The organism is Streptomyces sp. NPDC032822, assembly GCF_055578825.1.
Genome location: NZ_JBVIOL010000007.1, coordinates 173,181 through 192,911 on the forward strand (window position 1 = coordinate 173,181; position 19,731 = coordinate 192,911).

Here is a 19,731-nt window from a genome sequence, read left to right on the forward strand (position 1 = left end):
CGTCAACAGTCGTTGATCGTACGGGCGTTGAGCCTAGCGGTAGGGGTGGGGCCGCTGTCCCGGGAGGGGCCGACCGGCGAGGCCCGCACACCGTGGGGATGTGCGGGACCCGCCCGACCGGAGCCGCCGGAGAGCCGCGCGGGTCAGGACCGCACGGCCCCGGCGGCTCCGGGGTCTCGTTGAACTCGGCTGCGCCGTGAACCTCAGCTGCTGCGCCGCGTCACGAACTCCGCCAGCGCCAGCAGGCCGCCCGCCGCCTCCGGGTCGGACACCGCACGGGCCAGCTCCTGCATGGCGCGGGCCATCCGGTCGGCCGCCTGGACCTGCGCCCAGTCCCGGCCGCCCGCCCGTTCCACGGCGAGCACCGTCCGTTCCAGGTCTCCCTCCTCGTACGGAACGCCGTACAGCTCGGCCAGTTCGTCGGCCTCCGGCGTGCCGGAGGTGAGCGCGGCGACCACCGGCAGCGACTTCTTGCGGGCGACGAGATCCGCGCCGGCCGGCTTGCCGGTGGACCGGGGGTCGCCCCATATGCCGATCACGTCGTCGATGAGCTGGAAGGCGAGTCCGGCCTCCCGGCCGAACGCGTCCAGCGCCTCGACGTCCTCCTCCGACGCCCCCGCGTACAGCGCCCCCAGTGCGCAGGCGCACCCGAGCAGCGCGCCCGTCTTGGCCTCGGCCATGGCGAGCACCTCGTCGAGGGTGACCTCGTCCGGGCGGCACCGTTCCATGGCCGTGTCCGCGTGCTGTCCGGCGCACAGCTCGACCACACAGTCCGCGAGCCGTGCGACGGCCCGCGCGGACGCCGGATGCGGGTCCTCGGCGAGCAGCCGCAGGGCGAGCGCCTGGAGGGTGTCCCCGGCGAGGATCGCGTCGGCGTCACCGAACACGGTCCACGCGGTGGGCCGGTGCCGCCGGGTGGTGTCCCGGTCCATCACGTCGTCGTGCAGCAACGTGAAGTTGTGGATCAGCTCCACCGCCGCGGCGGCCCGCACGGCCGCCGCCCGCGCCGCCGGTCCGCCGAGCGCGGCGGCCGCGGTGAGGACGAGCGCGGGACGTATCGCCTTGCCCGCGTTGCCCGCCGCCGGAGTGCCGTCCGCGTGTTCCCAGCCGAAGTGGTAGAGCGCGATCCGGCGCATGGAACCGGGCAGCGACTCCAGGGCGGCACGCAGCGCGGGGTCGACCGAGGCCCGGGTCCGCTCCAGGATCACCCCCGCCTCGTGCCCGTCGAGGGAACGCCCCCCGACAGGAGGTGTGTCCGCGCTCCGCCCGATGTCCGCGCCGGCCTCCTCGGTGTCCGCGTCCGCCTCTTCGATGTCCGTCCTGAACTGTTCGGTGCCCGTCATGAACTCGGTCACGGCGTCCCCCTCGGAGCGTCCGCGGACGGTGGCGCTTCCGCCGCGGCGGGGCGCGTACGACCGGGGTGTCCCCGCCCCGAAGGGCGGGGACACGGCGTTCAGGTGCGGAAACGTCACCGCCAGCGGCCGATCTCGACGTTCTCCAGCACGCCGAGCGCGTCCGGCACGAGGACCGCCGCCGAGTAGTAGGCCGTCACCAGGTACTTGATGATCGCCTGCTCATTGATGCCCATGAAGCGCACCGACAGGCTCGGCTCGATCTCGTCAGGGATGCCGGCCTGCTGAAGGCCGATGACGCCCTGCTCGGCCTCGCCGGTACGCATGGCGATGATCGAGGTCGTACGGGCCTCGGTGATCGGGATCTTGTTGCACGGGTAGATCGGCACCCCGCGCCAGGTGGGGATCCGGTTGCCGGCCACGTCGATGGTCTCCGGGACCAGTCCGCGCTTGTTGAACTCCCGCCCGATCGCGGAGATCGCGCGCGGGTGGGCGAGCAGCAGCTTGGTGCCGCGCCGCCTGGTGAGCAGTTCGTCCAGGTCGTCGGGGCTGGGCACGCCGTCGTGCGGCTGGAGCCGCTGGTCGTACTCGCAGTTGTGCAGCAGCCCGAACTCACGGTTGTTGACGAGTTCGTGCTCCTGGCGTTCCTTCAACGCCTCGACCGTCAGCCGGATCTGCTGCTCGGTCTGGTTCATCGGCTGGTTGTAGAGGTCGGCCACACGGGAGTGAATGCGCAGCACGGTCTGGGCGATGCTCAGTTCGTACTCGCGGGGCCTGGCCTCGTAGTCGACGAAGGTGTGCGGGATGTCCGGCTCGCCGTCGTGTCCCGCCGCAAGGTCGATCTCCTGCTCGCCGAACTTGTTGGTGCGCTGCGAGGGGATCGCGCGCTGCTCCTGGAGGTGTCCGCCCAGGGACTCGGAGCGCTCCGCGACCTGCTCGACATGCTGACGGGGCAGGACCAGCACCGTGCAGGCGGTGACCGCGCGGGCCGTGTACTCCCAGATGGCGTCCGGGTCGAGGAGCGCCTGGTCGCCGAAGTACGCGCCGTCGGCGAGGACTCCGAGCTCGGCGTCGTCGCCGTACGGGCCGGTGCCGACCTTCTCCACGCGGCCGTGTGCCAGCAGGTAGACCTCGCCGGTCGGGCTGCCGAACTCGGCGATCACGTCCCCCGGCGCGAACTCCCGTTGCTCGCAGCGCCGGGAGAGCTCGGTGAGCACCTCCTCGTCCTCGTAGGCGCGCAGTGCGGGCAGTTCGCGCAGTTCGGCGGGGATCACCTCGACGCGGTCACCGGTCTTCACGAACGTCACCCGGCCGTCCCCCACGGCGTAGCTGAGCCTCCGGTTCACGCGGTACGTGCCGCCCTGCACATTCACCCAGGGCAGTGTGCGCAACAGCCAGCGAGAGCTGATCTCCTGCATCTGGGGTGCGGACTTGGTCGTGGTGGCCAGGTTCCGCGCTGCCGCTGTGCCGAGACTCTGCTGCGGCCTGTCCTGCTCGGTGCGGACCTCTTCGCCTACCGACATATGGAATTGCCCTCCCAGTTATGCCCGGCGCTGATCTACGCCGGGCATCGATCTCCCGCGCAAGCCTTCCATCACACACCGTGCTGGTGCTATTACACGAAAGAGCGGGAATGGATCACCGATCGACTGGGCAGTGCGAGGAATCCTGTTCGAAGAACCCGCTCCGACGGGTGTGCGCGGCGGCGGTCGGCGGCGCCCGGGCGGCCGTTCCGCATGTTGTCCGAATCGGCTCGCACGTCGTGCGAACGAGTAGTCCGGATCCTCCGCTTCCGGTACAAGCAAGCGGTACGAGTCGGCGGCGCACGGCGGCCGGCGCGCAGTACGAAGGAGGCGGCCATGGCCTCACCCATGTCCGCGGGCGCTTTTCTGGCCGGACTGAAAGCCGAGGGAGTCAAAGTCGTCGAGGTCGGCGACTGGGAACACCACAACCGCAACCACAAGGGCCCCTGGGGGCCGGTCCACGGCGTGATGATCCACCACACGGTCACCCGGGGCAGCGCGCGCACGGTCGAGCTCTGCCGCAAGGGCTACGAGGCCCTTCCCGGCCCGCTGTGCCACGGCGTCATCACCAAGGACGGCAGGATCCATCTCGTCGGCTACGGCCGCGCCAACCACGCCGGCCTGGGCGACGACGACGTCCTGCGCGCCGTGATCGCCGAGAAGGCACTCCCCCACGACAACGAGGCCAACACCGACGGCAACCGTCACTTCTACGGCTTCGAGTGCGAGAACCTCGGCGACGGCGACGACCCCTGGCCCGCGGCCCAGCTCGACGCGATCGAGAGAGCGGCCGCCGCGATCTGCCGCCACCACGGCTGGACGGAGCGGTCGGTCATCGGCCACCTGGAGTGGCAGCCGGGCAAGGTCGACCCGCGCGGCTTCACGATGGCGGCGATGCGGGAGCGGATCCGGGACCGTCTGAAGTGACGGCGGGCGCGGGAGTACCGGGGCCGGTGACAATGGAGCCGTGACCAGCCCCGACGCCGTCCCCGGCCCCGACGCCCTCGCCGCTCTCGGGCCGCGGCTGCCGTCGCCGTTGCAAGAGGTCACCGACGACCGCTTCGCCCGCCGGGGCGTCCGGCTGCTGCTCAAGCGCGACGACCTGATCCACCCGGAACTCATCGGCAACAAATGGCGCAAGCTCGCCCCCAATCTCACCGCCGCGGCCGGCCGGCCGATCGTCACCTTCGGCGGCGCGTACTCCAACCACCTGCGCGCCACGGCCGCGGCCGGCCGTCTCCTCGGCCTGTCCACGACCGGCGTGGTCCGTGGCCAGGAACTCGCCGACCGCCCCCTCAACCCCTCCCTCACCCGGTGCGTCGCCGACGGCATGCGGCTGCACTTCGTCGACAGGACGACGTATCGACGCAAGGACGACCCGAAGACCCTCGCGAGCCTGCTCCGGGCGGCCGGCGCGGAGGGCGCGTACGTCGTCCCGGAGGGCGGCAGCAACGCGCCCGCCGTGCGCGGCTGCCGGGTGCTCGGCGAGGAGCTGCGGGGGCGGGCGGACGTCGTCGCCCTGGCCTGCGGCACCGGTGGCACCCTGGCCGGCCTGGCCGCAGGACTGGCTCCCGGGCAGCGGGCCCTGGGGATCCCCGTCCTGAAGGGTGGCTTCCTGACGGCCGACACAGAGGGCCTCCAGAGGGACGCCTTCGGCGGTCGGCGCGGCGACTGGACCCTCGACGACCGCTTCCACTTCGGGGGCTACGGCCGTACACCCCCGGAACTCCACACCTTCGCCGAGGACTTCGAGGAACGGCACGCGATGGCCGTCGAACGTCTCTATGTCGCCAAGTTGCTCTATGGCCTTGTCGTGTCGGTGGAGGAGGGGGCGTTCCGGGAGGGGGCCACCGTGATCGCGGTGATCACCGGGAGCCCCTTCGCCGGCTGACCGTCCGGCGACGGCTCACGCCGCTTCTCGATAGGCGGCGGCCTCCTCCAGGTCCAGCCTGCGCAGCAGCGTCCGCAGCATCTCGTCGTCGATGTGGCGGGCGTCGCGCAGTCTCACGAAGACCGCCCGCTCGGCGCTGATCATCTCGCGGGAGAGCCGGCGGTAGGCGTCGTCGACGGTCTCCCCGGTGAGGGGGTTGACCTGACCGAGGCGTTCCCAGACGGCGTTGCGGCGGCGCTCCAGGACGCTGCGGAGACGGTCCGCGAGGGGCGGTGGGAGGGCGTTGCGCTCATCGGCGAGGAGTTCGTCCAGGCGGCGCTCCGCGGCCCGGGAGGCCTGCGCCTGGGCGTTCGCCTCGGCGAGGGTCTCGGCCTGGATGTCCCGGCCGGGGAGCTTCAGGAGGCGGATCAGCGGGGGCAGGGTGAGGCCCTGGAGGACCAGTGTTCCGATGACCGTGGTGAAGGTCAGGAAGAGGATGAGGTTGCGCTCGGGGAAGGGTTCGCCGCCGTGCATCGTCAGCGGGATGGAGAAGGCGATGGCCAGGGAGACCACGCCTCTCATGCCGGCCCAGGCGATGACGAACGGCCCCTTCCAGGTGGGGTCGGGCTCGCGTTCCCGGATCCGGGCCGACAGCCATCGGGGCAGGTAGGTCGCCGGATACACCCACACGAACCGGGAGACGACGACCACGAGGAAGAGGGCGATCGCGTACCAGGCGGCACTGACTCCCTCGTACTCCCCGAGTCCCTTGAGGATCAGGGGCAGTTGCAGCCCGATCAGCGCGAACACCGCCGACTCCAGGACGAACGCGACCATCTTCCAGACCGCCTCCTCCTGGAGGCGGGTCGCGAAGTCGACCTCCCACGCGCGGTGTCCGAGGTAGAGGGCGACGGTCACCACCGCGAGGACACCGGAGGCGTGCACCTGCTCGGCCGCCGCGTAGGCGACGAAGGGGATCAGCAGGGAGAGCGTGTTCTGCAGCAGCGCCTCCTTGAGGTGGGTGCGCAGCCAGTGCAGGGGGACCATGAGGACCAGGCCGAAGCCGACGCCGCCGACCGCGGCGAGCAGGAACTCCCCGATCCCGCCGGCCCAGGTGGCGCCCTCGCCGACCGCCGCCGCGAGGGCCACCCGGTAGGCGGTGATCGCGGTGGCGTCGTTCACCAGGGACTCGCCCTGGAGGATCGTGGTGACCCGGGAGGGCAGCCCGACCCGGCGGGCGACCGCGGTGGCCGCGACCGCGTCCGGCGGCGCCACGACCGCGCCCAGCACCAGTGCGGCGGTCAGCGGCAGCTCCGGCACGATCAGATAGGCGGCCCAGCCCACGGCGAAGGTCGCGAACAGGACGTAGCCGACCGACAGGAGCGCCACGGGCCGCAGTTGCGCCCGCAGATCGAGGTACGAGCTGTCGGTGGCCGCCGTGTACAGCAGCGGGGGCAGGATCAGCGGCAGGACCACGTGCGGGTCGAGGGTGTACTCCGGGACACCGGGGACGTACGAGATCACCAGCCCGGCGGCCACCAGCAGCAGGGGGGCCGGCACCGGCGTCCGCCGGGCGGCCGCGGCGATCACCGCGCTGCCCGCCACCAGCAGCAACAGGGGCATCACGTCCATGGTCCTCGCCCACCCTCGTCCATCGTCGTCGGCCCGCCCTCGGTTTTCCGCGCGGTCGTCCGCACACCCGTCGTAACCTGGCAATCATGAAACAGTGCACGCATGCCGACGCGCTGCCGCACCCGGAACCCGAGCCGTTGAGCGAGACGTGCTTGGAATGTCTGGCGCACGGCACGCATCCCGTACAGCTGCGGCTGTGCCTCGTCTGCGGTCATGTCGGCTGCTGCGACTCCTCACCGGGCCGGCACGCCACGGAGCACCACAAGGACTCCGGACATCCGATCATGCGGACTTTCGAGCCAGGAGAGACCTGGCGCTGGTGCTTCGTCGACCACGTCCTCGTATGACCCCCGATTGAGCCCTGATCCGGACGGTTCGACCGTCTGACGTCTGGGTACGTCAACCCGGCGCGCGCTCTTCCCAATTGGGCCCGCGAACCCCCTAGCCACGGAGCGTGGTCACATGTTTACTATGAGTGACAGCAAGGGGTTGGGGTCCCGGGGACAGGAAAGTTGAGAGCGCGGTAGCGTCACCGCTGAACCACGTATCGCGTTACCCCGGGGGGCGACCCTCGGCCCCGACATGCTTGTACCACCTTGGAGGTGAGGGTGTCCCAGATCGCAGGCGAGCCCGCGACCCAGGACTTCGTGGAAGTCCGGCTGCCGGCTGCGGGTGCCTACCTGTCGGTGCTGCGTACGGCCACGGCCGGTCTCGCGGCCCGTTTGGACTTCACCCTCGACGAGATCGAGGATCTGCGCATCGCGGTGGACGAGGCCTGCGCGATCCTGCTTCAGCAGGCCGTGCCCGGCTCCGTCCTCAGTTGCGTCTTCCGCTTGGTCGACGACTCATTGGAGGTCACCGTCTCGGCGCCGACCACGGACGGTCACGCCCCGGCCCGGGACACCTTCGCGTGGACCGTGCTGTCGGCCCTCGCGGGCAAGGTCTCGTCGGCCGTCGACGAGGACAAGACCGTTTCGATCAGCCTCTACAAACAGCGCGGCGCGGGACCCGGGCCGGCGTGAGGGACGGGGACGGGCCGGTGCGGGACGAAGAGCGCGGCACACGGGAGCTGCCGGCCGCCGACGACATGGGCGGCCCGAGCACCTCCCGCCGCATGGCGGACGGCATCGACGGCATCCCCGAGCAGGCCCGCCCACACCCGGAGGACGACTCCTCGGAGCCGGGCTTCCCGGACGACGGGCGGCGTGATCGGGAGGATGCCGTACAGAGCGCGCCTCTGGACGGGCGGATCGGGGTGTCCCCTGTCCGAGCGCAGGCGAGGGCTCGGGGAAGGGCTACGGGCGGGACGATGAGCGAGCACGAGCGAGACGACGAGATGGCCGCGCAGCCGGAACAGGCGGTGCAGCCCGCGCAGGCGGCACCGGCCGCACAGGCGGTGCAGGCGGCACGCGCGCCTCACCACAACCCGCAGGACCGCAGCGGGGCGCGTGCCATGTTCGTGGAGCTGCGCGCCCTGAAGGACGGCAGCCCGGAGTACGCGGAGCTGCGCAACCAGCTGGTCCGGATGCATCTGCCGCTCGTCGAGCACCTCGCGCGCCGCTTCCGCAACCGCGGCGAGCCGCTGGACGACCTCACCCAGGTCGCCACGATCGGCCTCATCAAGTCGGTCGACCGGTTCGACCCGGAGCGCGGGGTCGAGTTCTCGACGTACGCGACCCCGACGGTCGTCGGCGAGATCAAGCGGCACTTCCGCGACAAGGGCTGGGCGGTCCGTGTCCCGCGCAGGCTCCAGGAACTGCGGCTCTCCCTGACCACGGCGACCGCGGAGCTCTCGCAGCTGCACGGCCGCTCCCCCACCGTCCACGAGCTGGCCGAGAAGCTGGGCATCTCGGAGGAGGAGGTCCTGGAGGGCCTGGAGTCCGCCAACGCGTACTCCACGCTGTCCCTGGACGTCCCCGACACCGACGACGAGTCCCCGGCGGTCGCGGACACCCTGGGCTCCGAGGACGAGGCGCTGGAGGGCGTCGAGTACCGGGAGTCCCTCAAGCCGCTCCTGGAGGACCTGCCGCCGCGCGAGAAGCGGATCCTGCTGCTGAGGTTCTTCGGCAACATGACCCAGTCGCAGATCGCGCAGGAGGTCGGCATCTCGCAGATGCACGTGTCCCGGCTGCTGGCCCGGACACTCGCGCAACTGCGCGAGAAGCTGTTGGTGGAGGAGTAACGCCGGCGGCTTCCGCCTCGGCTCCTACTCCCGGGCGTTGCCGGGCCCCCGGATCCCGAGGGCCCGGGTCGTCTCCGCGTTGACGAGCAGGACCAGCGCGGCCAGCGCGACGACCGCGAGCGCGATCCCCGCCGGGATCGCCACACTGTCGGCCCGCAGCAGGTTGTAGGCCACCGGCAGCGCCATGATCTGTGTGATCACGGCCGGCCCCCGGCTCCAGCTGCGCCGGGCGAGCAGCCCGCGCGCGGCGAGCAGCGGCAGCAGGGCGAGCACGATCAGGGTGATGCCCCCGGTGGCGGCCGACCGACGGTCGTCCGGGTCGCCCGCGAACCCCTCCACCAGCATCCAGACGCCGCCGGCGGCCAGGGCGAGGCCCTCCAGCGCGGCCAGCGCCGCCGCGGCGGTCAGCCGGCCGGGGCGGGGCCCCTCCTCGGGGGCGGCTTCCGCGGCTTCGGGGGTGGGGTTCTGCTCAGCGCTCACCCCTGAAGGGTAGCCCTCGGCCCGCATCCGCCGTGGCGAGGTTCACGCCCGGAAGTCTTACCTGATCCCTATCTCCCCTGTGCCCGGTACCACCCAGTAGGTACGCTGCAACCCATGCGTGCACTTCTCGTGGTCAATCCGGCGGCAACCACCACAAGCGCACGTACGCGCGATGTCCTGATCCACGCCCTCGCGAGCGAGATGAAACTGGAAGCGGTCACCACCGAGTACCGCGGCCACGCACGCGACCTGGGCCGGCAGGCCGCGGAGAGCTCGGACGTCGACCTGGTCGTGGCCCTGGGCGGCGACGGCACGGTCAACGAGGTGGTCAACGGCCTCCTGCACAACGGCCCCGACCCGGAGCGCCTGCCCGGCCTCGCGGTGGTCCCCGGCGGCTCGACCAACGTCTTCGCACGCGCCCTGGGGCTGCCCAACGACGCGGTGGAGGCCACCGGCGCCCTGCTGGACGCCCTGCGCGAGGGCCGTGAGCGTACGGTCGGCCTGGGGCTGACCTCGGGCACCCCCGGCTCGGACGACGAGGCCGTGCCCTCACGTTGGTTCACCTTCAACGCGGGTCTCGGCTTCGACGCCGGGGTGGTCGGGCGGGTCGAGCAACAGCGCGAACGCGGCCGGAAGTCCACCCACGCGCTCTATGTGCGCCAGGCGATGCGCCAGTTCTTCGGCGAGGCGCACCGGCGGCACGGAACGATCACACTGGAACGGCCGGACACGGAACCGGTGACCGATCTGGTGCTTTCCATAGTCTCGAACACCTCTCCGTGGACCTTCCTGGGTAATCACCCGATGTACGCGTCGCCTAAGGCCTCGTTCGATAAAGGCCTCGACGTACTCGGCCTCAGTCGAATGACGACGCCCGCGGTCGCCCGGTATGGCACCCAGTTGCTCACTTCGTCCCCCGAACGCGGACCGCACGGAAAGCACGCGGTCTCCCTGCACGACCTGGACCAGTTCACCTTGCATTCGAAGGTGCCACTCCCCCTCCAGATGGACGGCGACCACCTCGGACTGCGTACGAGCGTGACGTTCACAGGCGTTCGCCGTGCACTGCGTGTGATTGTGTGAGCAGAAAGGGCTGAAGTCCTTTCACTCGAACGTTTAGGCCAGGGTCCACCCCATGGAAGTACGGCTGTGACCTAGTCGACACCGAGGAATCAAAAAAAACTTTCCAGTAGGGGTTGTATCCGCCGCTGAGGTTTGCGAGTCTCTACGTGGCGATCGAGACGGCCCGCAACACCGGCCGCAACGGATCACCGGAACCCCTCTTCAATCCACAGGACCACGTCAGGGAAACCTGGTAGTCGGCCCTTCACTTGTTGAGGGATTCGTGAAAGCGTTCACATTCACAAGCAACCCGCACGTAATACCAAGGAGAGGTAGCAGCCATGGACTGGCGTCACAACGCCGTTTGCCGCGAGGAAGACCCCGAGCTCTTCTTCCCCATCGGCAACACCGGTCCTGCGCTGCTGCAGATCGAGGAAGCCAAGGCCGTCTGCCGTCGCTGTCCCGTTATGGACCAGTGCCTGCAGTGGGCGCTTGAGTCCGGCCAGGACTCCGGCGTCTGGGGTGGTCTCAGCGAGGACGAGCGCCGCGCCATGAAGCGCCGCGCCGCCCGCAACCGGGCCCGTCAGGCTTCTGCCTGACACACCCGCCCCGCGACAGCCTGGCTTGGCGGCGCGTACAGCGAGTACGCATCTCCCGCCCCCGAGCCGCAGCGCGCAGTACCCCACGATGCGCAGCAAACGCTGGCAACGAGCATACGGAGCCCCGGACCTGGAACAGGTCCGGGGCTCTTTGCTGTGCACCGGGCCGCACCGCCTCGCACACGGCCCTGCTCGCGTACGGCCGTTACTTGTTCGCCCGCACCGGCAGGTCCAGGATCACCTGGGTGCCCCGCTCCGGCGCCGGGACCATGTCGAACGTGCCGCCCAACTCGCCCTCCACGAGGGTCCGTACGATCTGCAGGCCGAGGTTGCCCGCGGTGTGCGGGTCGAAGCCCTCGGGGAGGCCGACGCCGTCGTCCTGGACGGTGACGAGGAGGCGGGCCTCCTTGCTGGTGCCGCCGCGGACCGCGGAGACCTCGACCGTGCCGGTGTCGCCCTCGCGGAAGCCGTGTTCCAGGGCGTTCTGGAGGATCTCGGTCAGCACCATGGACAGCGGTGTGGCGACCTCCGCGTCCAGGATGCCGAAGCGTCCGGTGCGCCGGCCGGTGACCTTGCCCGGCGAGATCTCGGCGACCATCGCGAGGACACGGTCGGCGATCTCGTCGAACTCCACGCGCTCGTCCAGGTTCTGGGACAGCGTCTCGTGCACGATCGCGATCGACCCGACCCGCCGTACCGCCTCTTCGAGTGCCTCGCGGCCACGGTCGGACTCGATGCGCCGGGCCTGGAGCCTGAGCAGCGCCGCCACCGTCTGGAGGTTGTTCTTGACGCGGTGGTGGATCTCCCGGATCGTCGCGTCCTTGGTGATCAACTCGCGCTCGCGGCGGCGCAGTTCCGTGACGTCACGGAGCAGGACCAGCGAACCGATCCGGGTGCCCTTGGGTTTGAGCGGGATCGCGCGGAACTGGATCACTCCGTCGGCCGCCTCGATCTCGAACTCGCGCGGCGCCCACCCGCTGGCCACCTTGGCCAGCGCCTCGTCCACCGGACCGTGGGTCGGGGCAAGTTCGGCGGTGGTGATGCCCAGGTGCTGGCCGACGAGGTCGGCGGCGAGGCCCATCCGGTGGTAGGCGGACAGGGCGTTGGGCGAGGCGTACTGGACGACACCGTCCGCGTCGACGCGGATCAGACCGTCGCCGACCCGGGGCGAGGCGTCCATGTCGACCTGCTGGTTCGCGAACGGGAAGGATCCGGCCGCGATCATCTGCGCGAGGTCCGAGGCGCTCTGGAGGTACGTCAGCTCCAGCCGGCTCGGGGTGCGCACGGTGAGGAGGTTGGTGTTGCGGGCGATGACACCGAGGACGCGCCCCTCCCGCCGTACCGGAATGGACTCCACCCGGACCGGGACCTCCTCGCGCCACTCCGGGTCTCCCTCGCGGACGATCCGGCCCTCGTCGAGGGCGGCGTCCAGCAGGGGGCGGCGGCCGCGCGGGACGAGGTGGCCGACCATGTCGTCCTGGTACGAGGTGGGGCCGGTGTTGGGCCGCATCTGGGCGACGGAGACATAGCGGGTGCCGTCGCGGGTGGGGACCCACAGCACGAGGTCGGCGAAGGAGAGGTCGGAGAGCAGCTGCCACTCCGAGACCAGCAGGTGGAGCCACTCGAGGTCGGAGTCGTCGAGGGCCGTGTGCTGGCGTACGAGTTCGTTCATGGAGGGCACGGTGCGAGCGTACCTGGGGGTATGTGCGGGGCCTAAAAGCCACCAGGGGGCGGAACGGGCCCGGGAACACCCGCGGGCCGCGGCGCCTGAGAGGGACCCTCAACCCTCTCGGCACCGCAGCCCGGAGCAACATCGGCCGCGGGGTGTGCGGTCCCGGTCGGCCGAAGGATGAGGAGCCGGGGCAGTCAGGGCAGAGAGCCTCGGATCCTCGGTCCGCCCTCCTGTGCGGGGAAGGCGGAAGTGTGTGCTTTTCACTTGTCCCGACACATTGTGGACTAGACCACTACGTGTGTCCATGCGTTGAAGCCTGTTTGTTGTTGGGACTACCAGGCCGTCCTGGCAACCATCACGCAGCCTAACCGGTGTGGGTTCATGTGCGAGGGCAGTTGGCCACGACAATTTCCTCCATCGCCGGGTACCCGTCACCCGCACCCGCGCGGGCTCTGCGAGCCTGGGCCGTCGGACCGGCCTCTGTTAGATTGGTCTAAACCACACAGGCCCCTGTGGGTCACGGTCGAGTCCCCCTCCTCGGAGTCGAGTTTCTCCCTTCAGAACGGCAGGCCCAGCGTGGAAGTTGTCATCGTTCCGGACGCCAGGTCGGGCGGCGAGCTCATCGCCGAGGCCATGGCCCGACTGCTCGGGCGCAAGCCCGGCGCCCTGCTCGGCGTGGCCACCGGCTCGACGCCGCTGCCCGTCTACGAGGCACTGGCGGCGAAGGTGCGGGCCGGTGCCGTGGACGCCTCGCGGGCGCGGATCGCGCAGCTCGACGAGTACGTGGGGCTGCCCGCCGACCACCCGGAGTCGTACCGCTCGGTGCTCCGGCGCGAGGTGCTGGAGCCGCTCGGGGTCGGGATGGACGCGTTCATGGGGCCGGACGGCACGGCGGCGGACGTGCCGGGGGCGTGCGAGGCGTACGACAGGGCGCTGGCCGAGGCCGGCGGGGTCGACCTCCAGTTGCTGGGCATCGGGACCGACGGGCACATCGGGTTCAACGAGCCGTGCTCGTCGCTGGCCTCGCGGACCCGGATCAAGACCCTGACCGAGCAGACCCGGATCGACAACGCGCGCTTCTTCGACGGTGACATCGAGCAGGTGCCGCACCACGTCATCACGCAGGGCATCGGGACGATCCTGGAGGCCCGGCACGTGGTGCTGCTCGCGACGGGTGAGGGCAAGGCGGACGCGGTCGCCGCGACCGTGGAGGGGGCGGTGGCCGCGGTGTGCCCCGCCTCGGCGCTCCAGCTCCATCTGCACACGACGGTCGTGGTCGACGAGGGGGCGGCGTCGAAGCTCAAGTTGGCGGACTACTTCCGGTACACGTATGACAACAAGCCTGACTGGCAGGGGATCTAGGGGCGGTCCCGGCTGCCGGGTCCGGTCCCTCGCGGAGTGCGGTCCGTCCGTGGCTCGTCGCGCACTTCCCCTCGCCGTTACGACAGGACAGGCGCCGGCCCCTTGGAAGGGGCCGGCGCCTGTCCTGTCGTAACGGCTACCTTCCCGCGATGATCTCCGCCGCCGCGCGTCCGCAGACGCGGGCCGCTCCGTGGGTGGCGATGTGGAGGGCGCCTCGGGGCGGCGCCTGCGGGAGGCCCATCTCGACGACGATCGTGTCGGGGCGGGCCATGAGCAGGGCGTCGAGGGCGGCGGCCATCCAGGGGTGACGGTGTTCGTCGCGGACGACGGCCACGACGCGGCGCGGGCCGGCCGCCGCCAGGGCCGAGGTCCCCGCCCCCTCCCCCTCGTAGCTGCCGGTCTCCGTGCCGGGGAGCAGCCGGGACAGTTCCGCGGCCAGGCCCCACGGGGTCTCGTCGCCGACGGCGATGTTGGCGACGGGGGTGAGGGCGGCGACGTACGGCGGCGCGGTGAGCGGGGTGAAGTCCTCGGCGCCGGTGAGCCGCAGGGCGCGCCGGGCCGCGCGCAGGCCGACATCGTCCGTCCCGGCAGCCGCGGTCGGCGCCGCCCCCGATGCCGCCCCGGTCCAGCGCGCCAGCCCGCGCACCCGTTCCGCCGCCTCCGCGAGCCGTTCCTCGGGGAGCTCGCCGACGCGTACCGCGGTGACGAGGGCGTCGCGCAGGCGGCACACGGTGTCGTCGTCGGCCAGGCCGCCGCCCACGCAGATCGCGTCGGCGCCGGCGGCGAGGGCCAGGACGCTGCCGCGTTCGATGCCGTAGGTGCCGGCGATGGCCCGCATCTCCATGCCGTCGGTGACGATCAGGCCCTCGTAGCCGAGTTCGCCGCGCAGCAGGTCGGTGAGGATCCGGCGGGACAGGGTGGCGGGGTGGTCCCGGTCCAGGGCCGGGACCAGGATGTGGGCGGTCATGATCGCCCGGGAGCCGGCGGCGATCGCCGCGCGGAACGGGGCGAGTTCGCGCTCGTGGAGTGCCGCTTCGTCCACGTCGATGCGGGGCAGCGCGTGGTGGGAGTCGACCGCGGTGTCGCCATGGCCCGGGAAGTGCTTGGTGCAGGCGGCGACCCCGGCCGACTGGAGGCCGGTGACATAGGCCGCCGTGTGCCGGGCGACCAGTCCGGGGTCGGCGCCGAAGGACCGTACGCCGATCACCGGGTTGGAGGGGTTGGAGTTCACGTCGGCCGACGGGGCCCAGTTGAAGTCGACGCCGCAGGCGGCGAGCCGGCGGCCGAGTTCCGCGGCGACCTCCCGGGTGAGCGAGACATCGTCCACCGCGCCCAGCGCGTGGTTGCCGGGGAAGGAGGAGCCGGTGCGGTTCTCCAGGCGGGTGACGTCGCCGCCCTCTTCGTCGATCGCGACCAGCACGTCGTCGCGTTCGGCGCGCAACTGTGCGGTCAGGGACGAGAGTTGCTCGGGTGAGGCGATGTTGCGGCCGAACAGGCCGACCGAGGCGAGGCCCTCGCCGAGGCGGCGCAGCAGCCAGTCGGGGGCGGAGGTGCCCGGGAAACCGGGCTGGAGGACGGTGAGCGCGTCGCGCGTCAGGTCGGCCTTCTCAGGAGGGGACACGGATGTTCCACCGGCGGTTGTCGTCATCGGGCGTTATCCCTTCACGGCGCCCGCGGTCAGACCCGCGGCCATCTTGCGCTGGACGAGGAGGAAGAGGACGACGATCGGCACGGCCATCATGGTGGATCCGGCCATCATCGGGGCGTATTCGGTGCCGTGTTTGGTGGTGAAGTTGCCGAGCCAGACGGTCGCGGTCTGGTTCTTCTGGCTGAGCAGCATGAGGGCGTACAGGTACTCGTTCCAGGCCTGGATGAAGGCGTAGACCGAGGTGGCGACCATGCCGGGGGCCAGCAGCGGGAAGACGACCCGGACGAAGGCGCCGGTGCGGGAGCAGCCGTCGACCATGGCCGCCTCCTCCAGTTCCTTCGGGATGTTGACGATGAAGCCGCGCAGCGTCCACACCGTGAAGGGGAGGACGAAGGTCAGGTAGGTGATGATCAGGCCGGTCAGCCGGTCGTACTGGCCCAGGTCGTTGAGGAGCAGGAACACCGGGATGATCATCGCGACCAGCGGGACCATCTGCACGGCGAGGATGCCCACGATCACGATCTTGCGGCCGCGGAAGGCGAACCGGGAGATGGCGAGCGCGGCCAGCATGCCGACGGCCATGCCGATCACGACCACCGCGAGGGACACGACGAGGCTGCGGCCGACCGGGCCCCAGAAGTCGGCGATGTCCAGTGCCCGGCCGAAGTTGGAGAAGGTGACGCCGGTGGGCAGCAGACTCGGGTCCGGGTCGATGGCGTCCTTGGCCGGCTTGAACGCGGTGTTGAGCATCCAGTAGACGGGGAAGCCCGCGGTGACGAAGACGAGCAGGCCCAGGAGGTTCCAGCCGAGCCGGGACCTCCCCGGACGCCGGCCGCCCGTGGCGATGGCGCTCATTCGACCTCTCCGATCTTCAGCATCTGCCGCATGTAGACGGCGACCACGCCGAGCAGCAACAGCACGGTGAGCAGGGCGATGGCCGAGCCCTGGGCGTAGTCGTTGACGACGAAGGCGCGGTCGTACGAGTAGGTGGTCAGGATCTGGAACTCGGCCTCGGGATGGCCGTTGCGCATCACGAAGACCTGCGGGAAGACGCCCATGTCCCAGATGACCGACAGGGTCGTGAGCATCACGATGATCGGCTTGAGGATGGGCAGGGTGACGTACCGGAAGACGCCCCAGGCGCCGGCGCCGTCGAGGCGGGCCGCCTCCTCCAGTTCCTTGGGGACCTGGGTGAGACCGGCGCTCAGCGTGATCACGACGAAGGGCACGGCCCCCCAGACCACCAGGAGCATGATCACGGCCAGGCCCTGCGGTCCACTGGCGAACCAGTTGTGGCCGATCATCTCCACGCCGGGGAGCTTGCTGAGGAGCGCGTTGAGGATGCCGTAGTCCGCGTCGAACAGCCACTTGAAGACCGTGGTGGCGACGATGATCGGCATGCCCCAACTGGCCACCAGGGCGATGTTGATGAGGGTCTTCACCCAACCGGAGACCCGCTGGAGCAGCAGGGCGATCAGCATGCCGGAGACCATCGTGAGGATCACGCAGCCGGCCGCGAAGACGACGGTGCGGACCACGACCGCCCAGAACTCGCTGTCGCCGAGCACCCCCGTGAAGTTGGCGAAGCCGACCGACTCGGCCGGCTGGAAGCCCCACAGCTGGGACTGCCCGAACTTCTGGAAGGAGAGGGTGACCAGGCGGACCAGCGGATAGCCCATGACCAGGGCGAGGACCAGCAGGCAGGGCGCGAGCAGGAGCCAGGGGGTGCCCGCTCCGCCGGAGGTCCGCGCTCTGGGTGGCTTCCTCGCCGGGGTCGGCGGTGGCGGTGCCTGCCGCGGCGGCGGCACCTTGGCGGGGGTGGTCGTGTCGGCACTCATCCGTGCGCTCCTCAGCGGTCCCTCAGGTCGTCCGAAGCCCTCGTACGCCCCGCCGGGGCAGGTCGTACGCCGGCCGCGCCCCGCACGGGCGGGGGTCGTACGAGAGGCGGGGCCCCGTCGCTGTCGACGGGGCCCCGCCGGTGGTCACTTGGTGTTGATGACCTTGTCGATCGCGGCGTCCGCGTCCTTCGCGGCGTCCTCGACCGACTTCTTGCCGGTGCCGATGGACTGCAGCATGGTCTGCAGGACCTGGGCCTTCTCGACCTGGCCCCAGCCCGGCGCCATCGGGACGAACCAGTTGGACTCGGCCGCGGTGGCCGGGACCGCCGTCGCCGGGTCGTTCTTCAGCGTGGCGAGGTCGGTCTTGTTGTTGGGCAGGTTGCCCTTGGCGATCAGGCCCTTCTGGCCGGAGGAGCCGGTGAAGGCGTTGATCCACTCGGCGGCCACGGCCTGCGCGTCCGACTTCACCGGGACGGCGAGGTCGCTGCCGCCGAGGAAGACGGGGAGGTTCTTGCCGGACGGGCCGGGCATCACGAAGTTCTCGACGTTGCCTTCCAGCTTGCCGGTCTTGTCGTTCTCCTTCGCGGCGGCGGTCGCGCCCTCCCAGGCGGGGGCGAAGATCATGCCGGACTTGCCCTGGCCGTAGACGATGTACCGGTCGGACTCGTCCTTGGTCTTGTCGCCGTGCATGTACGTGTCGACGACGTTCTTGAACGCCTTCAGTCCCTCGACGGACTCGGGCGAGGAGAGGTTGCCCTTCCACCGGCCACCCGACTCGACGGCGATGGAGCCGCCGGCGTCGTAGACGAAGGACATGGCCGCGTACCAGTCACGCGTGGGCTGGTACCAGGCGCTGAACTTGTCGCCCTCCTTCTCCTGGACCTTGTCCAGGGCGGCGGTGAGCTCGTCGTACGTCTTCGGGGTGGACTTGACGCCGGCCGAGGCGAAGAGGTCCTTGCGCCAGTTGGCGACCCGGCCGCCGGCGTAGTAGGGGACGCCGTACGTCTTGCCCTCGTACGTCACCGAGGCCTTGAGGCCGTCCAGCCAGGCGGAGGAGTTGTCGAACTTCGCCGCGTCGAGGGGAGCGAAGGCGCCCTTGACCATGTAGCCCAGCATCTCGGTGTTGCCCATCTCGACCACGTCGGGGGCCTTGTCGGTGGCGAGGACCGCGTCGAGCTTGGTGTTCTTGTCCGGCCAGCCGTAGTACTCGTGGGTGATCTTGATGCCGGGGTGCGCCTTGGTGACCGCCGCGTCGGCGGCCTTGACCAGCTGCGGCCAGTTGTTCTGGGCGTCGACGGTGAGCCAGACCGTCAGCTCCTTGGTGTCCGCCCCGCTCTTGCCCGAGCCCCCGCTGCCACCGTCGTCCCCGCACGCCGCGATGGAGACCATCATGCCCGCGATACCGATCGCCGCTATCAGCTTGCGCTTCACGCCACCCTCCTCAGGGATGCCCCCCCGATACCTTCCACGGGGCCGGGACTGGACCAATGGTGTAGACCAGTACCGGGAGCTTGGACCAGACCATGACGCCTGTCAAGAGCGGTCGAAACGCCTCCGACCAGCTGTTATGCGACCTACATATGCAGGAACCTTTAAGTAAGAAGCCAGCGAAAACACCGGCTCCGGAGTACTCTCGTCCGCTAGACCACCCACCTCTGTGGACTAGACCAAAAGAGGTCGCGGCGGTATACAGAGGGGATCACGTGGTGAGCCGCATCCGGAGCCGGGAAGGCAGAACATGAGCACCGAGGTCAGCAGTGCGGAGAACGAGGGTGGGGCGACCGTCCGTACCGCGCGCGTGCCCAAGTACTACCGCCTGAAGAAGCACCTCCTCGACATGACGGAGACCCAGTCGCCGGGCACCCCCGTGCCGCCCGAGCGGACGCTGGCCGCCGAGTTCGACACCTCGCGCACCACCGTCCGCCAGGCCCTCCAGGAGCTGGTCGTCGAGGGCCGCCTGGAGCGCATCCAGGGCAAGGGCACGTTCGTCGCCAAGCCGAAGGTCTCGCAGGCGCTCCAACTCACCTCGTACACCGAGGACATGCGCGCCCAGGGCCTCGAACCGACCTCCCAGCTCCTGGACATCGGCTACATCACCGCCGACGACCGCCTCGCCGGGCTCCTCGACATCACGGCCGGCGGACGGGTGCTGCGCATCGAGCGCCTGCGCATGGCCAACGGCGAACCGATGGCCATCGAGACCACCCACCTCAGCGCCAAGCGCTTCCCGGCACTGCGCAGGTCACTCGCCAAGTACACGTCCCTCTACACCGCGCTCGCCGAGGTGTACGACGTCCATCTCGCCGAGGCCGAGGAGACCATCGAGACCTCCCTGGCCACCCCGCGCGAGGCCGGCCTGCTCGGCACCGACGTGGGCCTGCCGATGCTGATGCTGTCCCGCCACTCCCTGGACCGCCAGGGCGAACCGGTGGAATGGGTACGGTCCGTGTACCGCGGCGACCGCTACAAGTTCGTGGCACGCTTGAAGCGACCCGTCGAATAACGGGCCCG

18 protein-coding genes are annotated in these 19,731 nt (G+C 70.4%); 9 read left to right on the plus strand and 9 right to left on the minus strand.

From position 1 onward, the window contains the following. Window positions 1-203 precede the first annotated feature (203 nt). Together ACZ5VD_RS21330 and ACZ5VD_RS21335 are read right to left on the minus strand one after the other, a co-directional pair. The gene (locus tag ACZ5VD_RS21330) at window positions 204-1,343 is read right to left on the minus strand and encodes a family 2 encapsulin nanocompartment cargo protein polyprenyl transferase (protein ID WP_468551145.1); all 1,140 of its coding nucleotides are present in this window, start codon (window positions 1,341-1,343) and stop codon (window positions 204-206) included. Between the two features lie 125 nt (window positions 1,344-1,468). Beyond that, the gene (locus ACZ5VD_RS21335; RefSeq protein ID WP_468550990.1) at window positions 1,469-2,875 is read right to left on the minus strand and encodes a family 2B encapsulin nanocompartment shell protein; all 1,407 of its coding nucleotides are present in this window, start codon (window positions 2,873-2,875) and stop codon (window positions 1,469-1,471) included. 336 nt (window positions 2,876-3,211) lie between these two features. Between ACZ5VD_RS21335 and ACZ5VD_RS21340 the strand changes: the two genes are divergently transcribed. Further along, on the plus strand, window positions 3,212-3,802 hold the full coding sequence (locus ACZ5VD_RS21340) for an N-acetylmuramoyl-L-alanine amidase (RefSeq protein ID WP_468550989.1): 591 nt from the start codon (window positions 3,212-3,214) through the stop codon (window positions 3,800-3,802). Between the two features lie 40 nt (window positions 3,803-3,842). After that, window positions 3,843-4,766, plus strand: coding sequence for a 1-aminocyclopropane-1-carboxylate deaminase/D-cysteine desulfhydrase (locus ACZ5VD_RS21345; protein WP_468550988.1), 924 nt, complete (start codon window positions 3,843-3,845; stop codon window positions 4,764-4,766). 15 nt (window positions 4,767-4,781) lie between these two features. On the opposite strand, the gene ACZ5VD_RS21350 is transcribed toward ACZ5VD_RS21345, so the two are convergent. Beyond that, window positions 4,782-6,377: a Na+/H+ antiporter gene (locus tag ACZ5VD_RS21350; RefSeq protein ID WP_468682944.1), complete on the minus strand. Its 1,596-nt coding sequence runs from the start codon at window positions 6,375-6,377 to the stop codon at window positions 4,782-4,784. Between the two features lie 86 nt (window positions 6,378-6,463). Here ACZ5VD_RS21350 and ACZ5VD_RS21355 point away from each other — a divergent pair, with 86 nt between their 5' ends. From ACZ5VD_RS21355 to ACZ5VD_RS21365, 3 genes are all read left to right on the plus strand, one after another. After that, the gene (locus ACZ5VD_RS21355; RefSeq protein ID WP_468550986.1) at window positions 6,464-6,724 is read left to right on the plus strand and encodes a UBP-type zinc finger domain-containing protein; all 261 of its coding nucleotides are present in this window, start codon (window positions 6,464-6,466) and stop codon (window positions 6,722-6,724) included. A 261-nt stretch (window positions 6,725-6,985) separates the two neighbouring features. Continuing rightward, entirely contained in the window at window positions 6,986-7,399 is a 414-nt protein-coding gene (locus ACZ5VD_RS21360; protein ID WP_019058277.1) for an ATP-binding protein, read from the plus strand. Continuing rightward, complete coding sequence (locus tag ACZ5VD_RS21365) at window positions 7,396-8,559, plus strand: RNA polymerase sigma factor SigF (RefSeq protein WP_468550985.1); 1,164 nt, start codon at window positions 7,396-7,398, stop codon at window positions 8,557-8,559. Before ACZ5VD_RS21360 ends, ACZ5VD_RS21365 begins: the two co-directional genes overlap by 4 nt. Window positions 8,560-8,583: 24 nt before the next feature. On the opposite strand, the gene ACZ5VD_RS21370 is transcribed toward ACZ5VD_RS21365, so the two are convergent. Further along, window positions 8,584-9,039 carry a hypothetical protein gene (locus tag ACZ5VD_RS21370; protein WP_468550984.1) on the minus strand — a complete coding sequence of 152 codons (456 nt, stop codon included), beginning with the start codon at window positions 9,037-9,039 and terminating at the stop codon, window positions 8,584-8,586. Between the two features lie 114 nt (window positions 9,040-9,153). Between ACZ5VD_RS21370 and ACZ5VD_RS21375 the strand changes: the two genes are divergently transcribed. Next, on the plus strand, window positions 9,154-10,122 hold the full coding sequence (locus ACZ5VD_RS21375; RefSeq protein WP_468550983.1) for a diacylglycerol/lipid kinase family protein: 969 nt from the start codon (window positions 9,154-9,156) through the stop codon (window positions 10,120-10,122). A 320-nt stretch (window positions 10,123-10,442) separates the two neighbouring features. Beyond that, a complete protein-coding gene (locus ACZ5VD_RS21380) occupies window positions 10,443-10,700 on the plus strand; it encodes a WhiB family transcriptional regulator (protein WP_006142322.1) in 258 nt (85 codons plus the stop codon). A gap of 205 nt (window positions 10,701-10,905) precedes the next feature. On the opposite strand, the gene ACZ5VD_RS21385 is transcribed toward ACZ5VD_RS21380, so the two are convergent. After that, window positions 10,906-12,381, minus strand: a complete 1,476-nt coding sequence (locus ACZ5VD_RS21385; RefSeq protein WP_468550982.1) for a sensor histidine kinase — start codon at window positions 12,379-12,381, stop codon at window positions 10,906-10,908. A gap of 567 nt (window positions 12,382-12,948) precedes the next feature. Here ACZ5VD_RS21385 and nagB point away from each other — a divergent pair. Further along, a complete protein-coding gene (gene nagB, locus ACZ5VD_RS21390; RefSeq protein ID WP_468550981.1) occupies window positions 12,949-13,734 on the plus strand; it encodes a glucosamine-6-phosphate deaminase in 786 nt (261 codons plus the stop codon). A 136-nt stretch (window positions 13,735-13,870) separates the two neighbouring features. On the opposite strand, the gene ACZ5VD_RS21395 is transcribed toward nagB, so the two are convergent. From ACZ5VD_RS21395 to ACZ5VD_RS21410, 4 genes are all read right to left on the minus strand, one after another. Then, window positions 13,871-15,382, minus strand: coding sequence for a glycoside hydrolase family 3 protein (locus tag ACZ5VD_RS21395; protein WP_468682945.1), 1,512 nt, complete (start codon window positions 15,380-15,382; stop codon window positions 13,871-13,873). A gap of 6 nt (window positions 15,383-15,388) precedes the next feature. Then, complete coding sequence (locus ACZ5VD_RS21400; RefSeq protein ID WP_468550979.1) at window positions 15,389-16,237, minus strand: carbohydrate ABC transporter permease; 849 nt, start codon at window positions 16,235-16,237, stop codon at window positions 15,389-15,391. Beyond that, window positions 16,234-17,220, minus strand: a complete 987-nt coding sequence (locus ACZ5VD_RS21405) for a carbohydrate ABC transporter permease (RefSeq protein WP_468550978.1) — start codon at window positions 17,218-17,220, stop codon at window positions 16,234-16,236. The genes ACZ5VD_RS21400 and ACZ5VD_RS21405 overlap by 4 nt, the downstream gene beginning before the upstream one ends. A gap of 144 nt (window positions 17,221-17,364) precedes the next feature. Further along, a complete protein-coding gene (locus ACZ5VD_RS21410) occupies window positions 17,365-18,651 on the minus strand; it encodes an extracellular solute-binding protein (protein WP_468550977.1) in 1,287 nt (428 codons plus the stop codon). A 307-nt stretch (window positions 18,652-18,958) separates the two neighbouring features. Between ACZ5VD_RS21410 and ACZ5VD_RS21415 the strand changes: the two genes are divergently transcribed. Then, window positions 18,959-19,723 carry a GntR family transcriptional regulator gene (locus tag ACZ5VD_RS21415; RefSeq protein WP_468550976.1) on the plus strand — a complete coding sequence of 255 codons (765 nt, stop codon included), beginning with the start codon at window positions 18,959-18,961 and terminating at the stop codon, window positions 19,721-19,723. Window positions 19,724-19,731 lie beyond the last annotated feature (8 nt).

What these genes read in the sequence shown, in the direction of transcription:
- ACZ5VD_RS21395 (WP_468682945.1), bottom strand. Translation starts at nt 15,382, where the DNA reads ATGACGACAACCGCCGGTGGAACATCCGTGTCCCCTCCTGAGAAGGCC.
- ACZ5VD_RS21405 (WP_468550978.1), bottom strand. Translation starts at nt 17,220, where the DNA reads ATGAGTGCCGACACGACCACCCCCGCCAAGGTGCCGCCGCCGCGGCAG.
- ACZ5VD_RS21380 (WP_006142322.1), top strand. Translation starts at nt 10,443, where the DNA reads ATGGACTGGCGTCACAACGCCGTTTGCCGCGAGGAAGACCCCGAGCTC.
- ACZ5VD_RS21355 (WP_468550986.1), top strand. Translation starts at nt 6,464, where the DNA reads ATGAAACAGTGCACGCATGCCGACGCGCTGCCGCACCCGGAACCCGAG.
- ACZ5VD_RS21330 (WP_468551145.1), bottom strand. Translation starts at nt 1,343, where the DNA reads ATGACGGGCACCGAACAGTTCAGGACGGACATCGAAGAGGCGGACGCG.
- ACZ5VD_RS21350 (WP_468682944.1), bottom strand. Translation starts at nt 6,377, where the DNA reads ATGGACGTGATGCCCCTGTTGCTGCTGGTGGCGGGCAGCGCGGTGATC.
- ACZ5VD_RS21335 (WP_468550990.1), bottom strand. Translation starts at nt 2,875, where the DNA reads ATGTCGGTAGGCGAAGAGGTCCGCACCGAGCAGGACAGGCCGCAGCAG.
- ACZ5VD_RS21340 (WP_468550989.1), top strand. Translation starts at nt 3,212, where the DNA reads ATGGCCTCACCCATGTCCGCGGGCGCTTTTCTGGCCGGACTGAAAGCC.
- ACZ5VD_RS21415 (WP_468550976.1), top strand. Translation starts at nt 18,959, where the DNA reads ATGAGCACCGAGGTCAGCAGTGCGGAGAACGAGGGTGGGGCGACCGTC.
- ACZ5VD_RS21375 (WP_468550983.1), top strand. Translation starts at nt 9,154, where the DNA reads ATGCGTGCACTTCTCGTGGTCAATCCGGCGGCAACCACCACAAGCGCA.
- ACZ5VD_RS21400 (WP_468550979.1), bottom strand. Translation starts at nt 16,237, where the DNA reads ATGAGCGCCATCGCCACGGGCGGCCGGCGTCCGGGGAGGTCCCGGCTC.